The organism is Dickeya sp. MK7 (genome assembly GCF_000406305.1).
In the GTDB taxonomy this organism is placed as follows: Bacteria; Pseudomonadota; Gammaproteobacteria; order Enterobacterales; family Enterobacteriaceae; genus Dickeya; species Dickeya fangzhongdai.
Genome location: NZ_CM001984.1, coordinates 1580254 through 1599403 on the forward strand (window position 1 = coordinate 1580254; position 19150 = coordinate 1599403).

Annotated in this window: 17 protein-coding genes; 8 read left to right on the forward strand and 9 right to left on the reverse strand. The window is 60.6% G+C overall.

Annotated elements, in window-relative coordinates; all coding sequences use genetic code 11:
• Positions 1-3: 3 nt before the first annotated feature.
• Positions 4-948 (forward strand): ABC transporter ATP-binding protein, encoded by a 945-nt coding sequence (locus tag DXXMK7_RS06910; RefSeq protein ID WP_038918436.1) that lies wholly within the window; start codon positions 4-6, stop codon positions 946-948.
• On the forward strand, positions 941-2053 hold the full coding sequence (locus tag DXXMK7_RS06915; RefSeq protein ID WP_038918437.1) for an ABC transporter permease: 1113 nt from the start codon (positions 941-943) through the stop codon (positions 2051-2053). The genes DXXMK7_RS06910 and DXXMK7_RS06915 overlap by 8 nt, the downstream gene beginning before the upstream one ends.
• A 96-nt stretch (positions 2054-2149) precedes the next feature.
• Here DXXMK7_RS06915 and DXXMK7_RS06920 read toward each other — a convergent pair whose 3' ends face one another.
• The 4 genes from DXXMK7_RS06920 to DXXMK7_RS06930 all read right to left on the reverse strand — a co-directional run bounded on the left by DXXMK7_RS06920 (position 2150) and on the right by DXXMK7_RS06930 (position 8055).
• Positions 2150-3181, reverse strand: a complete 1032-nt coding sequence (locus DXXMK7_RS06920; RefSeq protein ID WP_038918438.1) for a S9 family peptidase — start codon at positions 3179-3181, stop codon at positions 2150-2152.
• 122 nt (positions 3182-3303) lie between these two features.
• Positions 3304-3495 (reverse strand): hypothetical protein, encoded by a 192-nt coding sequence (locus tag DXXMK7_RS22555; protein WP_127350735.1) that lies wholly within the window; start codon positions 3493-3495, stop codon positions 3304-3306.
• A 133-nt stretch (positions 3496-3628) separates the two neighbouring features.
• Positions 3629-6772 carry an efflux RND transporter permease subunit gene (locus DXXMK7_RS06925; RefSeq protein ID WP_038918440.1) on the reverse strand — a complete coding sequence of 1048 codons (3144 nt, stop codon included), beginning with the start codon at positions 6770-6772 and terminating at the stop codon, positions 3629-3631.
• A gap of 20 nt (positions 6773-6792) precedes the next feature.
• Positions 6793-8055, reverse strand: coding sequence for an efflux RND transporter periplasmic adaptor subunit (locus DXXMK7_RS06930; protein WP_071605180.1), 1263 nt, complete (start codon positions 8053-8055; stop codon positions 6793-6795).
• 134 nt (positions 8056-8189) lie between these two features.
• Between DXXMK7_RS06930 and DXXMK7_RS06935 the strand changes: the two genes are divergently transcribed.
• The 3 genes from DXXMK7_RS06935 to DXXMK7_RS22900 are packed head-to-tail and all read left to right on the forward strand — an operon-like array spanning position 8190 to position 10346.
• Positions 8190-8927, forward strand: coding sequence for a response regulator (locus DXXMK7_RS06935; protein ID WP_049842686.1), 738 nt, complete (start codon positions 8190-8192; stop codon positions 8925-8927).
• Positions 8924-10168: an ATP-binding protein gene (locus DXXMK7_RS06940; RefSeq protein ID WP_231348850.1), complete on the forward strand. Its 1245-nt coding sequence runs from the start codon at positions 8924-8926 to the stop codon at positions 10166-10168. Before DXXMK7_RS06935 ends, DXXMK7_RS06940 begins: the two co-directional genes overlap by 4 nt.
• Complete coding sequence (locus DXXMK7_RS22900; protein WP_071605181.1) at positions 10101-10346, forward strand: hypothetical protein; 246 nt, start codon at positions 10101-10103, stop codon at positions 10344-10346. The genes DXXMK7_RS06940 and DXXMK7_RS22900 overlap by 68 nt, the downstream gene beginning before the upstream one ends.
• Positions 10347-10359: 13 nt before the next feature.
• On the opposite strand, the gene DXXMK7_RS06945 is transcribed toward DXXMK7_RS22900, so the two are convergent.
• Positions 10360-11259 (reverse strand): LysR family transcriptional regulator, encoded by a 900-nt coding sequence (locus DXXMK7_RS06945; RefSeq protein WP_038918441.1) that lies wholly within the window; start codon positions 11257-11259, stop codon positions 10360-10362.
• 156 nt (positions 11260-11415) lie between these two features.
• Between DXXMK7_RS06945 and DXXMK7_RS06950 the strand changes: the two genes are divergently transcribed.
• From DXXMK7_RS06950 to DXXMK7_RS06960, 3 genes are all read left to right on the forward strand, one after another.
• A complete protein-coding gene (locus DXXMK7_RS06950; protein WP_038920870.1) occupies positions 11416-11808 on the forward strand; it encodes a VOC family protein in 393 nt (130 codons plus the stop codon).
• A 68-nt stretch (positions 11809-11876) separates the two neighbouring features.
• A complete protein-coding gene (locus DXXMK7_RS06955) occupies positions 11877-12641 on the forward strand; it encodes a sulfite exporter TauE/SafE family protein (protein ID WP_038668700.1) in 765 nt (254 codons plus the stop codon).
• Positions 12642-12930: 289 nt separating this feature from the next.
• Positions 12931-14655 carry an ABC-F family ATP-binding cassette domain-containing protein gene (locus tag DXXMK7_RS06960; RefSeq protein ID WP_038918442.1) on the forward strand — a complete coding sequence of 575 codons (1725 nt, stop codon included), beginning with the start codon at positions 12931-12933 and terminating at the stop codon, positions 14653-14655.
• Positions 14656-14751: 96 nt separating this feature from the next.
• Here the strand turns inward: DXXMK7_RS06960 and DXXMK7_RS06965 are convergent, their stop codons facing one another.
• From DXXMK7_RS06965 to cfa, 4 genes are all read right to left on the reverse strand, one after another.
• Positions 14752-15447: a lactate utilization protein C gene (locus DXXMK7_RS06965; protein WP_038918443.1), complete on the reverse strand. Its 696-nt coding sequence runs from the start codon at positions 15445-15447 to the stop codon at positions 14752-14754.
• Positions 15447-16874 (reverse strand): LutB/LldF family L-lactate oxidation iron-sulfur protein, encoded by a 1428-nt coding sequence (locus DXXMK7_RS06970; protein WP_038918445.1) that lies wholly within the window; start codon positions 16872-16874, stop codon positions 15447-15449. Before DXXMK7_RS06970 ends, DXXMK7_RS06965 begins: the two co-directional genes overlap by 1 nt.
• Positions 16875-16883: 9 nt before the next feature.
• The gene (locus DXXMK7_RS06975) at positions 16884-17603 is read right to left on the reverse strand and encodes a (Fe-S)-binding protein (protein WP_038918446.1); all 720 of its coding nucleotides are present in this window, start codon (positions 17601-17603) and stop codon (positions 16884-16886) included.
• Positions 17604-17721: 118 nt separating this feature from the next.
• Positions 17722-18870: a cyclopropane fatty acyl phospholipid synthase gene (cfa, locus tag DXXMK7_RS06980; RefSeq protein WP_038918447.1), complete on the reverse strand. Its 1149-nt coding sequence runs from the start codon at positions 18868-18870 to the stop codon at positions 17722-17724.
• Positions 18871-19150: the final 280 nt, after the last annotated feature.

Sequence of the window (19150 nt, forward strand, 5' to 3'; positions counted from 1 at the left end):
TCAATGGATATGAAACAGAAAGAGAAAGTGATCGAGTTTGATCAGGTGGTGAAAACCTACAAGGACCATCAGGCGCTAAAGGGGGTTTCGCTGGATGTCTACCGCGGCGAGTTTCTCGGCCTGCTGGGGCCGAATGGCGCGGGCAAAACCACGCTGGTGGAAATTCTTGAAGGGTTGAAACAGCCGGACAGCGGCAAGGTCAGGATTTTGGGCAAGAGCTGGAGCAGGGACAAAGACTGGCTGCGCCACCGCCTGAGCGGCGTACTGCAGGAAACCCTGTTCATCAACAAGCTGAAAGTGGAAGAAACCCTGTCGCTGTTCGCCAGTTTTTACCGTTGTTCCCGCCAGCGCATGAAAGAGGTGATGGAAATGGTGGAACTGACGGCAAAACGTAAAACTTATGTGGAAGGGCTGTCCGGCGGCGAGCGCCAGCGGCTGGCGCTGGGGGTCGCCATTCTCAATGAACCGGAAATCATGATCCTGGACGAACCGACCACCGGGTTGGACCCGCGTATTCGCCATGATACCTGGGATATTTTGCGAAAACTGAACAAAGAGAATAACGCCACCATGATTCTGACCACGCATTACATGGAGGAAGCGGAATACCTGTGCGACCGCATTTGCATCATGAATCAGGGGGAGATTCTCACCCACGGCACTATGGACGAACTGCTCAGGAAACACTGCGTGGGTGAGGTGATTGAATGCCGGGCCTCGCATCCGGAACGCTTACAGACGTTGCATCAGCACCCCAAAGTGCTGCGTTACCACTATGACGCCACGACGCATCGCATCAATTTGCTGACCTTTAACGCCACCCAGTTTCTCGGCGATTTACTGGCGATAGCGAGCGAAGCGCGTACCGACATCATCGAACTGGTGGTGCGGAAAAAAACGTTGGATGACCTTTTCATGACGCTGGCGGGCAGGGGGTTCCATGAATAATGCACTGTTTTCGTTGATGCTGACGCAGTTTCGGCAGTACTTCCGCGAACCCCAGATTCTGTTCTGGTCGTTCGGGTTTCCACTGCTGCTGGTGTGGCTGCTGGGGGTGTCGTTCTCGATGCAGGACATTCCGGAACGGCATATCGGCATCCTGTTGCCGAAGGATGCCGGGCAACAGGCGCAGATCCGCGCCTGGGGGCAAACGCTGGCGGAAAAACCGCATGAAATCGCCTCGATCGTCAACCGGGCGGAGGTGAAGCGGGAGAATACGGTCAAAATCAAGTACACCGTTAATTACTATCAGGATTACAACGACATCATTCTGGCGCTCAAGCGCGGCGATATTCAGATTATCGTGGAAACGCTGACGGATAAGGACCAGACGCAACGCCGTCTGTATTATCTCGATCCGCAGAATAGCGAAGCGATGCTGACCTACTACCTGCTGAATGAATCGGAACAGGCATTCGGCCAGGCGGTGGCGCAGAATCTGTCGGTGCTGGATACCCCCGGCTTGCGGTACATCGATTTTCTGGTGCCGGGATTACTGGCGATGGCCATCATGGAGACTTGTCTGATCGCCGTCGGCTGGGCGCTGGTGGAGAAACGCATCACGCGGGTGACGCGGCAGATGTGCATCACGCCGATGAGTCCGTCCATGTTCCTGCTGGCGCACATCCTATCCTGCTTCATTATCAATTTTATCGAGATCCTGATTATCTACTGGTTCGCCAAAATCTATTTCGATGTCAGCATTCAGGGGCAGTTTGGCGCGTTCCTGCTGCTGAATCTGGCCGGTAATCTCTGTTTCTCGGGAATAGCGGTGCTGGCGGCGTCGCGCGCCAAAAAAGCGCAGACAGCCAACGGCTTGCTGGAAGTGATCATTCTGGTGCAGGTGCTGGTATCCGGCATTTTCTTCAGCTACAAGAATTTTCCCGGCGCCGCTCTCATCGACCTGTTGCCGCTGACCATGCTGGCGAACATGATGCGCCGGGTGTTCATCGAAGGCGCGGGTGTGGTCGCCGTGTTGCCGGCCGCCGCCGTGCTGTCGGCGATCGGGCTGGTCAGCTTCGCGGTCGGCAAGCGTATTTTTCGCTGGTATTGATAGTGGCAACCCGGCCTTGTCATCCGTTTTTACTTAAGCGGTTTGTCAGCAATCTGAGGCGCTATTGCGCCTCAGTCTTTATTGCCTCAGCCCTTATTATTGCGGGCAGTGGGTATCGGCAATAAAACGGGTTTGATCGGCGAGATAACCGGCGGTGAAAATCTGACGCGGGAAAAATAATCCCAGCGTCCAGGATTTTATCAGCGACGCTTCTACCGATTTGTCGACCATATTATGGGTTGACGGCGGGTAATATTTTACCGTCAGCTGTCCCGGTCGTGTTAATAACGCCTGATAAGTGTTGCGGGTGTTATTAACGTCCACGTTAATATCTTTGCCGCCCAGCATTAATAATACGTTGGTGTGTATATTTTTCAGGTCGTCGGTGGCGTCGGCCTGAAAGTTTTTCTGAATGAACGTCCAGCGATCCGGCGTTAAATCAATTTTTCCCGGCATATCCTGCTGATATTGCGCCAGCGTTTTTCCCTGCTGCAAATAACGCAGAATGATCGCATTGCGCGATACCGCCTGTTCAATCGCCGGCGCGGACGCGTGCTGGTCCTTCATGCTGGCGATGGTGTTGTATTGCCCCTGCTGTAGCCAGTTGATGGCGGGGGAAACGGCAATCATGAAACAGACCGCCGGGTCGAGGCGCGCGACCTTGGGCAACACCCAGCCGCCCTGGCTGGCGCCCCACAAACCGATGCGCGTGCCGTCCAGTTGCGGGTTGGCTTGCACCCAGCGAATAGCGGCCATCACCTCGTTGGCGCGGTCGTCCATATTTTGCAGCAGCCAGTTGCCCGGCGCGCCGCCAACGCCGGGTTTGTTCCACGACAGGCTGGCGTAGCCCGCTTTGGCGATCGCTTCCCACATCGGGCGATAAAAACCGCCGTGGGTCGCTTCAATCGGCCCGTCGCCGTGCACGAAAATCACCACCCCCGGCTTTTGGCCGGGCGGCAGCGTGGCCGGCATCGCCAGAATGGCGTTCAGCGGTTGCGTCGGGGTAGGAATAGTGACTTTCTCTTCCCGTATTTTGTAATAGTTCTGATAGAGCAGAAAACTGAGCAGGGTGAACGCGATGGCACAGGTAATGGACAGCCAGCGTGGCAGACGAAAAAATTTATCCATGATTTTTTCAGTTCAGCGTCAGGGCAAAGGAATCACAGCGTAAATGATTTCGACGAAGCGGGGAACGTGTATTATGCGACATGTTGTTATCCTTTATAAAATTAATATATACCCGTCATACTTCAAGTTGCAGGCGTATTGGTTTTATTCCGCGTCCATCCATGAGCTTTGCGCTTTAATGGGGGCACGGCAAGCCGCGTTGTTGCCTTCCTGCCGCCCGAATTATTTATGCAGATTAAATGATGTTTAACGGTGCATGCTTTACCTGATAGTTGTTTATCCGTTATTTCTTTATGCATGGTTTCTTTATGCATGATTTCTTTCCGTCACCTTGTCAGCGCGGTGGGGCATACGGTTGGGGGAGAAAAACCGATGCCCCGTTTTTCGTGTCATCGCCAACGTGGAGGTCTGCCGGTTGTGCCGACAGACCACCGTCGCCGCTGTGGATTAGCCTTCGTCCGACGCCGTCGGCGTTTTCATGGCCCGGTGGGCTTTGCGCCAGCGGTCGTAGCGTTCCTGCACGCCCATGACCGCCACGAAGAACACCGGCACGAAGAACACCGCCAGCACGGTGGCGCTGACCATACCGCCGAATACGCCGGTGCCGATGGCGTGCTGGGTTTCCGCGCTGGCGCCTGACGCTACCATCAGCGGCACCACCCCCAGCGCAAACGCCAGCGAGGTCATCAGGATCGGGCGCAGACGCAGGCGCGCCGCCGTCACCGCGGCGTCGACCAGCTCATGCCCCTGTTGGCGCAGCTGTCTGGCGAACTCGACGATCAGGATGGCGTTCTTGGCCGACAGCCCGATGACGGTAATCAGCCCTACCTTGAAGAACACATCGTTCGGCATATCGCGCAGGATGACCGCCAGCACCGCGCCGAGCAGCCCCAGCGGCACCACCAGCATTACCGACAGCGGAATCGACCAGCTTTCATACAGCGCCGCCAGCACCAGAAATACCACCACCATCGACAGCAGCAGCAACATCGGCGCCTGCGCGGCGGATTGCCGTTCCTGCAGCGACTGCCCGGTCCATTCCACGGTGAAGCCGGGCGGCAGCTGCGCCGCCAGCCGTTCCATCTCCGCCATCGCCTTGCCGCTGGATACGCCCGGCGCGGCGCTGCCGGAGATTCTGGCCGCCAGGAAACCCTGATAGCGCGTCAGTTGCAGCGGGGTGTCGCTCCAGACCGGCGTCACCACTTCTTTCAGCGCTACCATGCCGCCGGCGGTGTTGCGCACATACAGCCTGAGCACATCGTCCAGTTGCATACGCGCCGGCGCGTCGGCCTGAATGATCACCTGCTGCATGCGGCCGGCGTTCGGGAAGTCGTTCACGTACAGTGAGCCGATGGCGGCGGACAGCGTATCGCTGAGCGTACTGAACGACACGCCGAGCGCTTCCGCTTTTTGGCGATCGATATTCAGCCGCACCGTGCTGCCGGGCGGCAGGCCATCCGGGTAGACGCCGGCGACAATGTGGCTCTGCGCCGCCAGCGTCAGCAGCCTGGCTTCCGCCGCCTTGAGCGCGTTGTAACCCTGACCGGCGCGGTCCTGCAGGCGCAGGGTAAAGCCCGATGAGGTGCCCAGTTCATCAATCGCGGGCGGCATCAGTATCATGGCGGTACCTTCACGAATCTGCGACATCGCCTGCTGAGCCTGTGCCACTTCGCCCTGCGCGGTGGCGCCGCCGCGTGCCGACCAGTCTTTCAGCGTGGTGAATGCCATCGCCGCGTTGGGGCCGGAGCCGGAGAAGCCGAAGCCGAGAATCGACATGTTGGACGCGATGCCGGGGCGCGAGGCGATGTGCTGTTCGTAGCTTTTGACCACGTTCAGCGTACGCGCTTCGGTGGCGTCCGACGGCAACTGGATCGAGGTCATGAAGTACCCCTGATCCTCTTCCGGCAGAAAGTCGGACGGTAATTCCCGGAAGATCCACGCCAGCGCGCCGGTCAGCGCGGCAAACAGCAGCAACATGCTGCCGGAACGGCGCAACAGCGCGCGGGTGCCGGCGGCGTAATGCTGCGTCAGCTGTTCGAAGCGGCGGTTAAAGCCGCCGAAAAAGCCGCGTTTCTCATGATGACCGTCGGCAACCGGCGTCAGCAGCGTGGCGCACAGCGCGGGCGTCAGCGTCAGCGCCAGAAACGCCGAGAACAGGATCGATACCGCCATCGACAGGGTAAACTGCCGGTAGATGACCCCCACCGAGCCGCTGGCGAACGCCATCGGGATAAATACGGCCGACAGCACCAGCGTGATGCCGACAATCGCGCCGGTGATCTCCTTCATCGCCCGGATAGTCGCCGCTTTGGGCGACAGCCGTTCCTGCGCCATCAGCCGTTCAACGTTTTCCACCACCACGATGGCGTCATCCACGATGATGCCGATCGCCAGCACCATGCCGAACATCGTCAGCACGTTGATGGAGAAACCGGCCGCCAGCATCACCGTGAAGGTGCCGAGCAGGGCGATAGGCGCGACAATCGCCGGGATCAGGGTATAACGCACGTTTTGCAGAAACAGGTACATCACCAGAAACACCAGCACCATTGCTTCGGCCAGCGTTCTGACCACCTGCTCGATGGAGATTTTGACGAACGGCGCGGTGTTGAACGGCAGCGAATAGCCCATCCCGGCGGGCATTGACGGTTTCAGCTCGGCCATACGCTGCGCGATCGCGGCGGCGGTACGCACCGCATTCGCGCCCGGCGCCAGTTGGACGGCGGCGGCGGTGGCGTCTCTGCCGTTTTCACGCACGGAAAAGCCGTAGGATTGCGCGCCCAGTTCGACGCGCGCCACGTCGGCCAGCACCACCCGCGAGCCGTCTTCCCGGGCGCGCAGCACGATGGCGGCGAATTGCTCCGGGGTTTCCAACTGCCCTTGCACCGTCAGCGGAATGGTTACCCGCTGTCCCGGCAGAGAGGGCGCGTCGCCGACCCGTCCGGGGGCGATTTGCGCGTTCTGCTGGGTGATGGCGGTCGACAGGTCGTTCATGGTCAGGCCGTAGGACAACAGCTTGTTCGGATCGACCCAGATGCGCATCGCCTGTTCGGCGCCGAACAGCTGGACGCGCCCGACGCCGTCGACCCGGCGCAGTTCCTCGACCACGTTACGCGCCATGTAGTCGCTCAGCGCCACCTGATCGAAGCGCCCGTTCTCGGAGGTCAGGCTGACCAGCAGCAGAAAGCCCGATGAGGCGGACTCCACCTGCAACCCGTTTTGCCTGACGGTCTGCGGCAGTCGGGGTTCGACCGATTTGATGCGGTTTTGCACGTCCACCTGCGCCAGCTCCGGGTCGGTGCCCGGTTTGAAGGTGATGCTGATCTGCGCCGAGCCGGAGGTGTCTACCGACGACTCGAAATAGAGCAGGTTTTTGACGCTGGACAGTTCACGTTCGATCAGCCCAACCACCGCATCATTCATGGTTTGGGGCGTCGCGCCGGGGTAAGAGGCGGTGATGGACACCGTCGGCGGCGCCACCGACGGGTAACGGGCGATCGGCAACTGGGGAATGGCGATGGTTCCCAGCAACACGATGAACAGGGCGATCACCCAGGCAAATACCGGGCGATGGATAAAAAATTGCGGCATGGTGCATGGCTCCTTTGCGGTTAGCGTGACGCCACATCAGTGGCGGACGGCACCTTTTTCCAGTGCTGGGTCGTCACCCAGGCGCCGTCGCTCAGTCTTTCCCCGCCTTCGATCACCACCTGTTGGCCGGCGCTGAGTCCGGCGCGGATGCGATACTGCCGGTTGACCAACTCGCCCAGCTCGACCGCGACGGCATGCGCCTTGTTCCGCTCATCAATGACCCAGATTTTGGCCTCGCCGGCGTTGCGCGTTACCGCCTGTTGCGGCACCAGCAGGGCGTCGGCGTGGTGACCGAGCGGGACGCGGGCGCGGACGAACATGCCCGGCAGCAGTTGCCGCTGCGGGTTGTCCACCAGAATGCGCAGCAGCACGTCGCCGGTGCCGGCGTCCACATTTACGCCGGAAAACAGAATGCGCGCCGACATCGGGTAAGGCTGGCCGTCGCTGCGCAGGATCACCGCCGGTACGCCGTCGCCGCCGCGGTCGCGGCTGATCAGCATCTCCCGCAGTCGTTCCAGCGAAGAGGCCGGTTGCCGCACATCGACATACACCTGATCGATCTGCTGGACCCGCGCCAGCGGATTGCTGTCGTTGGTGCTGACCAGCGCGCCTTCGGTGATCAGCGCCTGATCGATGCGGCCGGCAATCGGGGACTCGACGGTGGCGAAGGTCAGGTCCAACTGGCGGCGCGCCAGCGTGGCGCGGGCCTGCGCCACATCGGCGGCGGCCTGGTCGCGCTGGGCTATCGCATCGTCGTAGGTCTGTTGGCTGATGGCGCCGGTGCTGAGCAGCGGCTTGAGACGGGTGACCTGAATTTGCGCTCGGTTCAGCACCGACTGGGCGCGTTGCAGCGCCGCGCCGGCGGTATCGACGTCGGCTTTGAACGGCGCGGGGTTAATCTGGAACAGCGGCTGTCCGGCGCGGATCTCGGCGCCCTGTTCAAACAACCGGCGTTGGATGATGCCGCCTACCTGCGGGCGGATTTCCGCCGTTCGCACCGCGGCGACCCTGCCGGGCAGATCGTCGGTCAGGGTGATGGGCGCGGGCGTGGCGGTCAGTACGGTGACCTGCGCCGGCGGCGGTTCGACCGCTACGTCGGCTTGATCGCAGCCGGTCAGCAGCATGCCGACCAGCGCCAGTATCACGCCGTGGCGACACAGTTGTTTCAGTGAAACGGGTAGACGGGCGTTTCCGCCGTTCGGCTCCGCCTGACCGGGCGTTGCCAGAAGCAGGGCCGACAAAATGCAGGCGGCCGGGTATTGATACGGTTTCTTGGTGTTCATATCACTTCGTAATCCCTGTTTACCGGCCATAGGGAGGCCAGACTGCGGGAGTGTGCGCCCGCTGTGTGCGGTTTCCGTTGGGGAAAGATGGAGATATGATGGAGGACCTGCATTTTTTTATTATGAGCTGACCGATGACCGTTCATACACAATCCATGCCGATGGCTGACGATACTCATGGATTGGTGCTTATCGCCGAAGATGAGCCAGAAATCGCCGATATTCTCCGGGCTTACCTGACACGCAGTGGTTTACGCACCCTCCATGCCGCCGATGGACACAAAGCGCTGGAGCTCCATCTCTCCATGAAACCGGATCTGGTGCTGCTGGATGTGCAGATGCCGCAGGTTGATGGCTGGCAAGTGCTGGCGGGGATTCGTCTTCGCGGCGATACCCCGGTGATCATGCTGACCGCGCTGGATCAGGATATCGACAAGCTGACGGGCTTGCGGATTGGCGCCGACGATTACGTGGTCAAGCCGTTCAACCCCGCCGAAGTGGTGGCGCGGGTACAGGCGGTGCTGCGCCGCGCCGGCCTGCGCGCCGAGCGTCAGCCGCAGCGCTTCCTGCGCACCGGCATCTTTCAGATCGATCTGGAAAACCACGAGGTGGTGGTGGAATTCAATGGCGTCGCCCAGCCGCTGGAGCTGACGCTGACCGAATTCCGGCTGATCGCCCATATGGCGCGCGCGCCGCGCCGGGTTTTCAGCCGTGAGGAACTGCTGGTTTCCTGCCTGCCGGAAGGGGATTCGCTGGAGCGTACGGTGGACAGCCACATCAGCAAATTGCGTAAGAAACTGGAGCGGCTGGGGTTGACCGGCGTACCGTCCAGCGTGCGCGGCGTCGGTTACCGGCTGGGGGAGGCGACATGAAGCCGATGGGCAGCCTGAGCCGCCAGATTGTGCGTTCCATGACGCTGCTGGCGTTGTCCGTCACCCTGCTGATGGTGGTTGGTTCCTACATCTTCTATTCGCTGATGCTGGCTATTTCGCCGGAAAGTCTGTCGCTGAACGATCAGTTGATGCCGACGACGATGGAATGGTTCTGGATGGTGGGCACCACGCTGCTGGCGCTGGTTATCGCGGTGGTGTTGGCTATCCGGCTGGCGCGCCGCATTCTGGTGCCGTTGAATTCGGTGGCGCACAGCCTGCGCCAAATCGCCGAAGGCGAGCTGAACGCGCGCGCTGAAACCGACGATTATTCGCTGGGCGAAGCGGCGTTGCTGGTGCGTGACTTTAATACCATGGCGGAGCGGCTGGAGCGCATGGCGCAGGAGCGGGCGTTCTGGAATGCGGCCATCGCGCACGAACTGCGCACGCCGGTCACCATTTTGCGCGGCCGGTTGCAGGGGTTGACCGAAGGCGTGTTCGAACCTGACATCGGGCTGTTCCGCAACTTGCTGACGCAGGTGGAAGGGCTGGGGCGGCTGATTGAGGATTTGCGGGTGGTGGGGCTGGCGGAAAGCGGTCATCTGGAGCTGCGCTGGACGCGAACCCGCCTGTCTGACGAGGTGACGGCGGTGGTGAGCGCGTTCGAACCCGCGCTGCAGGGCGACGGATTTACCCTGTCGCTGGCGCTGGAAGACCAGATGGTGCAGTGCGACCCGGTGCGGATTCGTCAGGCGCTGCTGGCGTTGCTGGAGAATGCGCAGAAACATGCCGACCCCGGCCGGTTATGCGTCCGGGCGGGCGTGGATGGCGGGCGGGCGTTCCTGAGCGTCGAAGACGGCGGCCCCGGCATCGACCCACAGTTAGCCGAACAGATTTTTGAGGCGTTCCAGCGCGGCGAACAGTCGCGCGCGGGCAACAGCAAAGGCAGCGGGCTGGGGCTGGCGGTGGTGCAGGCGATTGCTCAGGCGCACGGCGGTCAGGCGAGCTGCCGTCCCGCGCCATCCGGCGGCGCGTTGTTCGAGCTGCGCTGGCCGGCGGCCGGCCGCATCAGCGGACTGTCGTCCGGCGGGCCATCGATTAGTGGGTCATCGATTAGTGGGCCATCGATTAGTGGACAACCGCTCGGTGAGCAATCGATCGGTGAACAATCGGTTAGTGGACAATCGATTAACGGACAATCGATTAACGGACAATCGGTTAACGGGCCATCAGGGACGGTCTGACGGCAGCGACGCGCCGGCTTTCAGCCAGGCCACGGCGCTGTCTTATCTGGACCACATCGCGCGCCACGGCGTGCGGCTGGCGGAAATTTCCCAGTGCGGCCATTTCCCGATGTACGCCAACCCGGTGGCGATGTGGCGGGCGATCGCGGATTTTTATACCGACGTGGCAGCCGACTGACCGCCGGTTTGGATCAAACCGGCTGGCGCAGGTGCGCCAGCAAATTGGCGGCTTCGGGCTGCAGCGTGGCGCCTGACTTGATGCCCAGCCACAGCTTGCGGGTGGCCCAGCTATCGGTCAGACGGATCGCGTGCAGCCCCACGCCGAGGATTTCCGGACGGATCGCGCCTTCGGGCAGGATGCTGATGCCCAGCCCGGCTTCGATCATGCGGCACACGCCGTCAAAGCTGCTGACCTGAATGCGCAGACGCAGCATTTTTCCGTGCTCTTCGGCGGTGTCCTGCAACAGTTTCAGCAGCGAACTGCCGTTGTTAAGACCGACGAAATCGTACGGCAAGGTGTCGGCAAAGGTGATTTCCCGCTGTTCGGCCAGCGGATGGCGGGGCGACACCAGCACCACTAACTGGTCTTCCCGGTACGGGATCTTTTCCACGCCGGGGGAAGGCACATTATCGGCGAAAATGCCGAGATCGGCCTGCCCGGTGAGCAGCGCCGTCACTACGGTTTCGCTCAGTTTTTCTTCCAGATTGATGCGCACCAGCGGATGGCGCTGCAGGAAATGCGCCAGATCCTGCGGCAGAAATTCGATGATGGCCGAGGTGTTGGCCCAGATGTGCACATGCCCGCGCACGCCGGCGGCGTAATCCTGCATCTCGCCGGCCATGCGCTCCACGCTGCTCAGCACCTGACGGGCATGGTGTACCAGCTCTTTTCCCGCCGCCGTCAGCGCCAGACCGCGCGGCATCCGGATGAACAGCGTGCAATCGACGGTGCGCTCCAGTTCCGCCATGCGTTTGCTCAGGGCCGACAGCGTCATGTGGAAGGCTTCGGCGGTCTTGGTCAGGCTGCCGATTTTGGCGACCTGCAAAAACAGGCGTAATGACTGCAGGTCAAAATGCGCGGGATTGATCATGGGAAGGCGACGGTCCTCGAAAGCACAGGCATCACAGCGTAGCACACCGGCGACCCTTTCCTGTCAGGAAAGGGTGATTGACGATTGAGGAATTATCAAAAGGGTCGCCTGCGCCTAGGATGTCATCCTATTGTCTCAATTACAGGAAACGCGTTGTTGATTAGTCATATTGACCATATTGTGCTGACCTGCGTGGATCTGGCGGCGACGCAGCATTTTTATACTCAGGTGCTGCAACTGCGGCAGGAAACCTTCGGCAACGGCCGCATCGCGTTTTGCTTCGGGCGGCAGAAAATCAATGTCCACATCAGCGGAGCGGAGTTTGCGCCGCACGCTCATGTGCCGGCGCCCGGCGCGCTGGATCTCTGTTTTATCGCCAGCGAGCCGCTGGAGCAGGTGATGGCGCATTTGCAGCGCTGCAACTGGCCGATTATCGAAGGGCCGGTGGAGCGCACCGGCGCGACCGGGAAAATCCGCTCGGTTTATCTGCGCGACCCTGACCTGAATCTGATCGAAATGGCGGAATATCTCCGCCATGACGTGGTTTGATCATAGAAGACGCGTTTTATTCAACTCATGATTTCTAAAAACGATGTAACAGGATGTAGTTGCTGTTTATGACCAGTTTGCTGATGACTAATGTGGTGTTGTGTTTGATTCTGGGGATGGGACTTGGGGTGTGCGGCGGGATGCTGGGAATTGGCGGCGGGCTGATCGCCATTCCGGTGCTGGGGATGCTGTTTGGCATGAACCAGCACCTGGCGCAGGGAACGGCGCTGATCATGATTACCCCGAACGTGCTAATCGGTTTTCTGCGCTACCGGCAGCGCAATAAGATCGATACCCGCATGACGCTGATGCTGTGCGCCTTCGCCACGGTGTCGGCCTATCTCGCCGCGCATATCGCCTCGGCCATTCAGGTGGATAATTTGCAAAAGGCGTTCGCCATTTTCCTGCTGGTGCTGGCGGCGTATTACATCTGGCAGTGGATCAACAGCCAGCGCAGCCGTACGCCGACCTCGGTATTGTCCAAGCGCTACCTGCCGGCGCTCGGCGTGGCGAGCGGCTTTATGTCCGGCATTTTCACCGTCGGCGGCGGGCTGGTGGTGGTGCCGGCGCTGGTGACGCTGTTCGGTTTCACCCAAACGCAGGCGCAGGGCATCGCGCTGGCGCTGGTGGTGCCCGGCGCGCTGGCGGCGTTGGTGTCTTACACCCAGGCCGGCAATGTCGACTGGGCGACCGGCATCCCGCTGGCGGTAGGCGGCATTCTGAGCGTGTCGTGGGGCGTGGCGCTGGCGCATAAGTTGCCGGTGGCGGTATTGCGGCTGGCGTTCTGTCTGGTGCTGGTGGGCGTGGCGCTGGTGATGCTGGTGACGAAATAACGTGCGGGAACGGCGTCTGACGGGTGGCGAAGCCCGCCCGTTGCCGCTACAATCCGGTCATCGATTAACCTACGGATAAACATAAGGAGGACCATCATGCTGCGCTGTGAAATGTTTAACACTTCACATCCTTTTGGCGATCGCCGCTGCTCAAGCGTTATCGATATCGTGCTGCGATAACGGTGGCTTGAGCGAAGCAAACCGCATTTCTCCTTCCCTCGGGCTTACCGGGTTATCGTCAGCGATGTGTTGACGAGGCATTTTTATGCCTATAACTCTTGAGTAAGCAATGAGCACTTTACTGACAGTACACGCCCTGAGCGTGGATACTCCTTTCGGCACTCTGCTGAACGACGTTTCTTTTACCCTGAACAAAGGCGACCGTCTCGGTCTTATCGGCCATAACGGCTGCGGCAAAAGCACGCTGCTAAAACTGCTGGACGGCACGTTGACGCCGGCTCGCGGTAGCGTAACGCAAGCCCATCATTGCCTGTTGGCGCGCGTTGAGCAGCATCTGCCGGCGGCGTTGCATCCGCTGACGATGCTGGAGGCGGTGCTGGCCCGTCTGCCCGAGGCTGAACGCGCCAGCGATCGCTGGCGGGCCGAAGCCTTGCTGGCGGAGATGGGATTCGGCGAACGGGACTGGCTGCTTTGCGCCGGCACCCTGAGCGGCGGCCAGCACACCCGGCTGCTGCTGGCGCGGGCATTGATCACCTCGCCGGACCTGCTATTGCTGGACGAGCCGAGCAACCATCTGGATTTGCCGACGCTGCTGTGGCTGGAGCAGTCCCTGCAACATTGGAGCGGCAGCTTTGTGCTGGTTTCCCACGACAGCCAACTGCTGGATAACGTCACCAACGGCAGCTATATCCTGCGCGACCGGCAGTTGCATTACTTTGCGCTGCCCTGTAGCGCCGCCCGGGCGGCGCTGACGGAGCGCGATCGCAGCGATGCGTTGCGCCACAAAGCGGAACAGAAGGAAATCGACCGTGTTACCGCCAGCGCCAAACGGCTGGCCATCTGGGGCAAGGTCTACGATAACGAAGATCTGGCGCGCAAAGCCAAGCAGATGGAAAAGCACATCGAACGGCTGAAGGATGAGCAGACCGAGCTGACCGCCGGCAGCCAGTGGCGGCTGGCGCTACACGGCGAAGCGCTGGCCGCCGATCGCCTGCTGGAAATGACGGCGTTGGCGGTGAGCCCGGCGGCGGCGTGCCCGCCGCTGTTTACCCTGCCGTTGCAGCGGGTGAAAAGCGGCGACCGGGTGGCGATTATCGGCCGCAACGGCTGTGGTAAGTCATCGTTGCTGCGTCTGCTGTGGCGGCAGTACCAGCAGCCGACGACGGACGAGGCGATTCGCCTGCACCCGCGCGTTCGGCTGGGGTATTACGACCAGACGCTGCATCAACTGCGTGACGACGATACGCTGTTTGATGCGCTGGCGCCGTTCGCTCCGCTGGCGCAGGACCGCAAGATGGCGCTGATTAGCGCCGGCTTTCCGTGGTCGCGCCATCAGCAGACGGTCGCGACCCTGAGCGGCGGCGAACGCGCCCGGCTACTGTTCGTCGGGCTGTCGCTGGCGCGCTACGGGTTGCTGATGCTGGACGAGCCGACCAACCATCTGGACATGGAGGGCAAAGAAGCGTTGGCCGACACGCTGCAAACCTTTGGCGGCGGCGTGCTGCTGGTGACGCACGATCGGGCGCTGATTAGCCAAAGTTGCAACCGTTTCTGGCTGGTTGAGCAGGGCGAGTTGAGCGAGTGGCACGACCTGGATCAGGTCTATCAGCGTCTGGGCGCACAGCCCGAAGACGCGGCGGTACGTTCGGCGCAACCGTTAGCGGCGCAGCCGGAGCATGGCGATGCGGCAGACGTGCTGCTGGCGCAACTGGTTGAGTTGGAAAACCGGCTGGCCGAGGATCTGGCGCGTAAGGCAAAACACCAGAAACCAGCGCTGCAGGCGCAATGGCGTGAGCAGATCGACCGGCTTAACGCGCGGCTGGGGCTGGAGTAAATCTGACCTTGCCCCCTCGTTAGAGGGGGCAATAATGGGGAGGTGAATCTCGCATACCCCTTCGCGGTCAGCCTGATGAGTCACGCGGCGCGGTTATCAGCAGTCTTCAATAATCAGGTACGCCGCATTCAGCGGCCCGTGTACCCCCACTACCTTGATCAGTTCGATATCGGCGGTAGAACTGGGGCCGGCGATCAGGTTGATGCACGACGGTAGCGGTTCGCCCTGTTGCGCCCGCCGGCGCAGATGCTGCGCCAGTTGCGCCACGCGCGGCAGCAGGCAGCTTTTGCGCACAATAAACAGCGTGGACTCCGGCAGCAGGCTGATGGCGCGCCCTTGTTGCGGTGTGGAGAATAACACTACGCCGCCGGATTCGGTCAGCCCGTACTCGGCGTACACCACGCCGATGCGGGCCTGCGTCGCCAGCCGCAGATTTTCCTCGCCGGCCGTCGGGTCCCAACACTGCGCCTGATACAGCTGCCGCAGGTGGTCGGTTACGCCCAGCTCCGCCAGACGCGCGTCGCCGCTGACCAGCACCGGCGCGCCGCCATAACGCTGGCACAGCCGCCCGGCGGCCTGCGCCACCTCTGCCTGCGGGGTCAGCTCACAATGCGCCTGCATCACGTTGCCGGCGTAGTCGATAAAGGCGTCGCAGCGTTGTTGCGGCGTCAGTTCGGTCAGGCGGGTGCGGGCCGGGTCGTTGTCCAGCGGCGGCAACGGCGGCGGCGTTTGGCGTGGCTCGCGGCCGAGCTGGCGGGCCAGGGTCGATAGAAAGGCGTCGCGGTTTTCCATTAGCGTTTCTCCTTGGTCTGGCGCTGATGCTGTTTGAACCAACTGCGGAAGCTTTCGCCGTCGGCGTCCGGCAGGTCGCGGGCGGCGGTCCATTCGCTGATGGCGCCGATGTTAAACGGCATCTTGCCGTCGCGAATAAGCCAGCGCGCGGCGTGCGCGCCCGCCACCATGCCGACTTTCCACATCCCCGGATGGCGGTTGGCGTAGTTGAACAACCGAACGGTGCGGCGCTCGGCGGCGGGCGTCATGCCCTGTTCCGCCAGTACGCGCCGGTGTTGCAGGATCAGCGAGGACAGCGGAATACGCACCGGGCAGACGTCGTCGCAGGCGGTGCACAGCGAGCAGGCGTAAGGCAGGTGTTTGAAATCCTCATACCCGCCCAGCAATGGCGACAGCACCGCGCCGACCGGGCCGGGATAGATAGAGCCGTAGCCGTGGCCGCCGATATGGCGGTAGGCGGGACAGGTGTTGATGCAGGCGCCGCAGCGGATGCAACGCAGAATGTCGTGGAACGGCGAGCCCAGCACCTGCGAGCGGCCGTTGTCGACGATCACCAGATGAAACTCCTCCGGGCCGTCAACGTCGCCGCTGCCTTTGGGGCCGGTCAGCCAGGTGTTGTAGCCGGTCAGCCGGGCGCCGACCGCGCTGCGCGCCAGCATGGTGAGGATCACGTCCAGCTCGTCAAAGGTGGGCACAATGCGCTCCATTCCCATGACGGCGATGTGGGTGCGGGGCAGGGTGGTGCATAGCCGGGCGTTGCCTTCGTTGCTCACCAGACTGACGGTGCCGGTTTCCGCTACGGCGAAGTTGCAGCCGGTGATCCCTACCTCGGCGCTGAGGAAGTCTGCACGGATTTTCTGGCGAATAACGCGCGTCATCGCTTCCGGCGTTTCCGGGCCGTCGTAGCCCAGCCGCTGTTGCAGTACGCGCTGAATTTGATGGCGATCCTTGTGGATGGCGGGCACCACTACGTGGGAGGGCGCGTCTTTGTCCAGTTGCAGGATGTACTCGCCCAGATCGGTTTCCACCACCTCGATCCCGGCGTCCTGCAGCACGGCGTTCATGCCGATTTCCTCGGTCACCATGGACTTGGATTTCACCACTTTGCGGGCCTGTTTGGCTTGCGTCACCTGCAGAATATACCGGGTGGCGTCTTCGCGCGTTGCGGCAAAAAAGACCTTGCCGCCGTTGGCGGTCACCTGTTCCGACAGCTGGTACAGGTAGGCATCGAGATTATCGAGCACGTGGGCGCGAATCTGCGCCGCCCGCGTGCGCCAGACATCCCACTGGCCCAGTTCATCGACCATTTTCTGGCGGTTGGCGCCGATGCGTTCCTGCGCGTTGGCGACCGCCTGACGCATGATAGGGTCGTCGATCTGCTGACGGATACGCTCGCGAAACGGCAGGTTGCTGGTTTTGAGGTACATGGCGTCTCCTTAACGGCTCATCAGCACTTCGGCGATATGCAATACCTGAACGGCGTGCCCTTCACGCCGCAGTCGTCCGCCGATATTGATAAGGCAACTGACATCGGCGCCGATCAGGTAGTCCGGTTTGGCTTCCATGATGTGCGCCACCTTTTCTTTCACCATTTCACCGGAGATCTCCGCCATTTTGACGGAAAAAGTGCCGCCGAAGCCGCAGCAGGTTTCCTGCGCATGAAACGGCAACAGTTCCAGACCGCGCACCTGACGCAGCAGCGTCAGCGGTTCTTCGCGCACGCCCATTTTGCGAAACAGGCTGCAGGAGGGGTGATAGACCGCCTTGCCCGGCAGGCGGGCGCCGACATCGGTGACGCCGAGCCGGTTGACGATAAATGAGGTGAGGTCGACCATCCGGCCGGCGACCCGTTCGGCGCGGCGGGCCCACTCCGGCTCTTCAGTCAGCCAGTCGGCATAATGGCGGATGGCGTTGGTGCAGGACCCGGCGGGCGAAATAATCGGGTCATCGTTCTCTTCCAGCGTGGCAATCAGCGTTTTCATGCCCGGCAGCGCGTCGCGGATATACCCGCTGTTGATGGCAGGCTGCCCGCAGCAGCCTTGCCGCTCGGGAAAGTTAACGCGACAGCCGAGCTGTTCCAGCAGCAGCACGCTGTCACGCGCCATGCGCGATTTGAGCGCATCGCCGATGCAGGTGACAAAGAAATTAACGTTCATGTTGTTTTAGCTTCCAGTTTGTATGGGTTAACGACGTATCGGTTTAAACAAGCGGTTTAAAAATAAGTATGGTGCTTATCGTCATGAGTTCACTGGCCCGCACCTGCGGCCTGAACACTCAGCGCGGTACGCACAACCCGTGCGTGACGCCCCGGCTAAAGAGGACTTGCCATAGCTGAATGTTTCTGGCCCGAAAAGCGCCGGCGCAGGCGGTCAGGTAATAACTAAACATACGCCGGAATGCGGGCGAATAATCGGCAGCCAGTTGCGGCCAGGCTTCGGTAAAACGAGCCAGCCAGGCCATCAGGGTTTTATCGTAATCGGCGCCGAAGTTGTGCCAGTCTTCCATCACAAAATAGGGTTCGCTGGTGTTGGCAATCTGTTTAATGGATGGCAGGCAGCCGTTGGGAAAAATGTATTTATTAATCCACGGGTCAACGTTATGAGCGGTTTTATTCGAGCCAATGGTATGCAACAGGAACAGGCCGTCCGGCTTCAGGCACCTATCCGCCACCTCAAAATATGTAGCGTAATTTTTCGGCCCCACATGCTCAAACATGCCGACGGAGACAATGCGGTCGTACTGCTGGCGCAGATCGCGGTAATCCTGCAACAGAATATGGATATCCAGCCCGCAACAGCGCGCTTCCACAAAGGCTTTCTGCTCCGCGGAAATGGTAACGCCATGTACGGTTACGCCGTAATGCTGGGCGGCGTACACCGCCAGTCCGCCCCAGCCGCAGCCGATATCCAGCAGCGTCATGCCTGGTTTGAGCTGTAGTTTTTCGCAAATCAGCGCCAGTTTGTCCTGCTGGGCGTCGCCAAGCGTGTCGGCCTGTTTCCAGTAGCCGCATGAATATTGCATGTAGGGGTCGAGCATATGGCTGAACAGGTCGTTGCCGAGGTCGTAGTGCACTTTGCCGACCTGCCAGGCGCGTTTGCGGGATTGCAGGTTGACCAACCGTGCCAGTGCGATGCGCATCAGATCGCGCCAGCGTGACGGGCGTTGTTCATCCAGCCGGGCGGTGAGTATCCGGTGAAAGAACATATCGAGCCGCGGACAGTCCCACCAGCCTTCCATGTAACTTTCGCCCAGACCAAGAGAACCCTGCTGTAATACTCGTTTGAAAAAGCGTGAATCGTTAACCTGAATATCCCAGGGTTCGGCGCCGTTAATGGTAATGCCGGCCTGATTCAATAATTCCTGCGCAATACGCCGCCAATCATTTTTCTCGCTGATATCATCAACGATGCATACATTACTCATGATGTCTCCCTTAACAGTAAATTCAATTGGTTATCGCTAATGCTAATGACTACTGAGGTACTGTTGTTTCGGATGACATCGTGCTGCTGTCGGCAAAATGACGTATTCCATCAAAAGACGGACAATGCGTGACTAAAAACGGCGAACGGCCGTGACATAAAAATAATGTCGCTTCCATGAGTTATTCCTCAATCCATTTTCTGGTTTGAAAAATCGTACAATCACAGAGAATTTGTTCATCAGGTCATAAGCTGGCGCCTGCTGAATAGATGCTGATTAT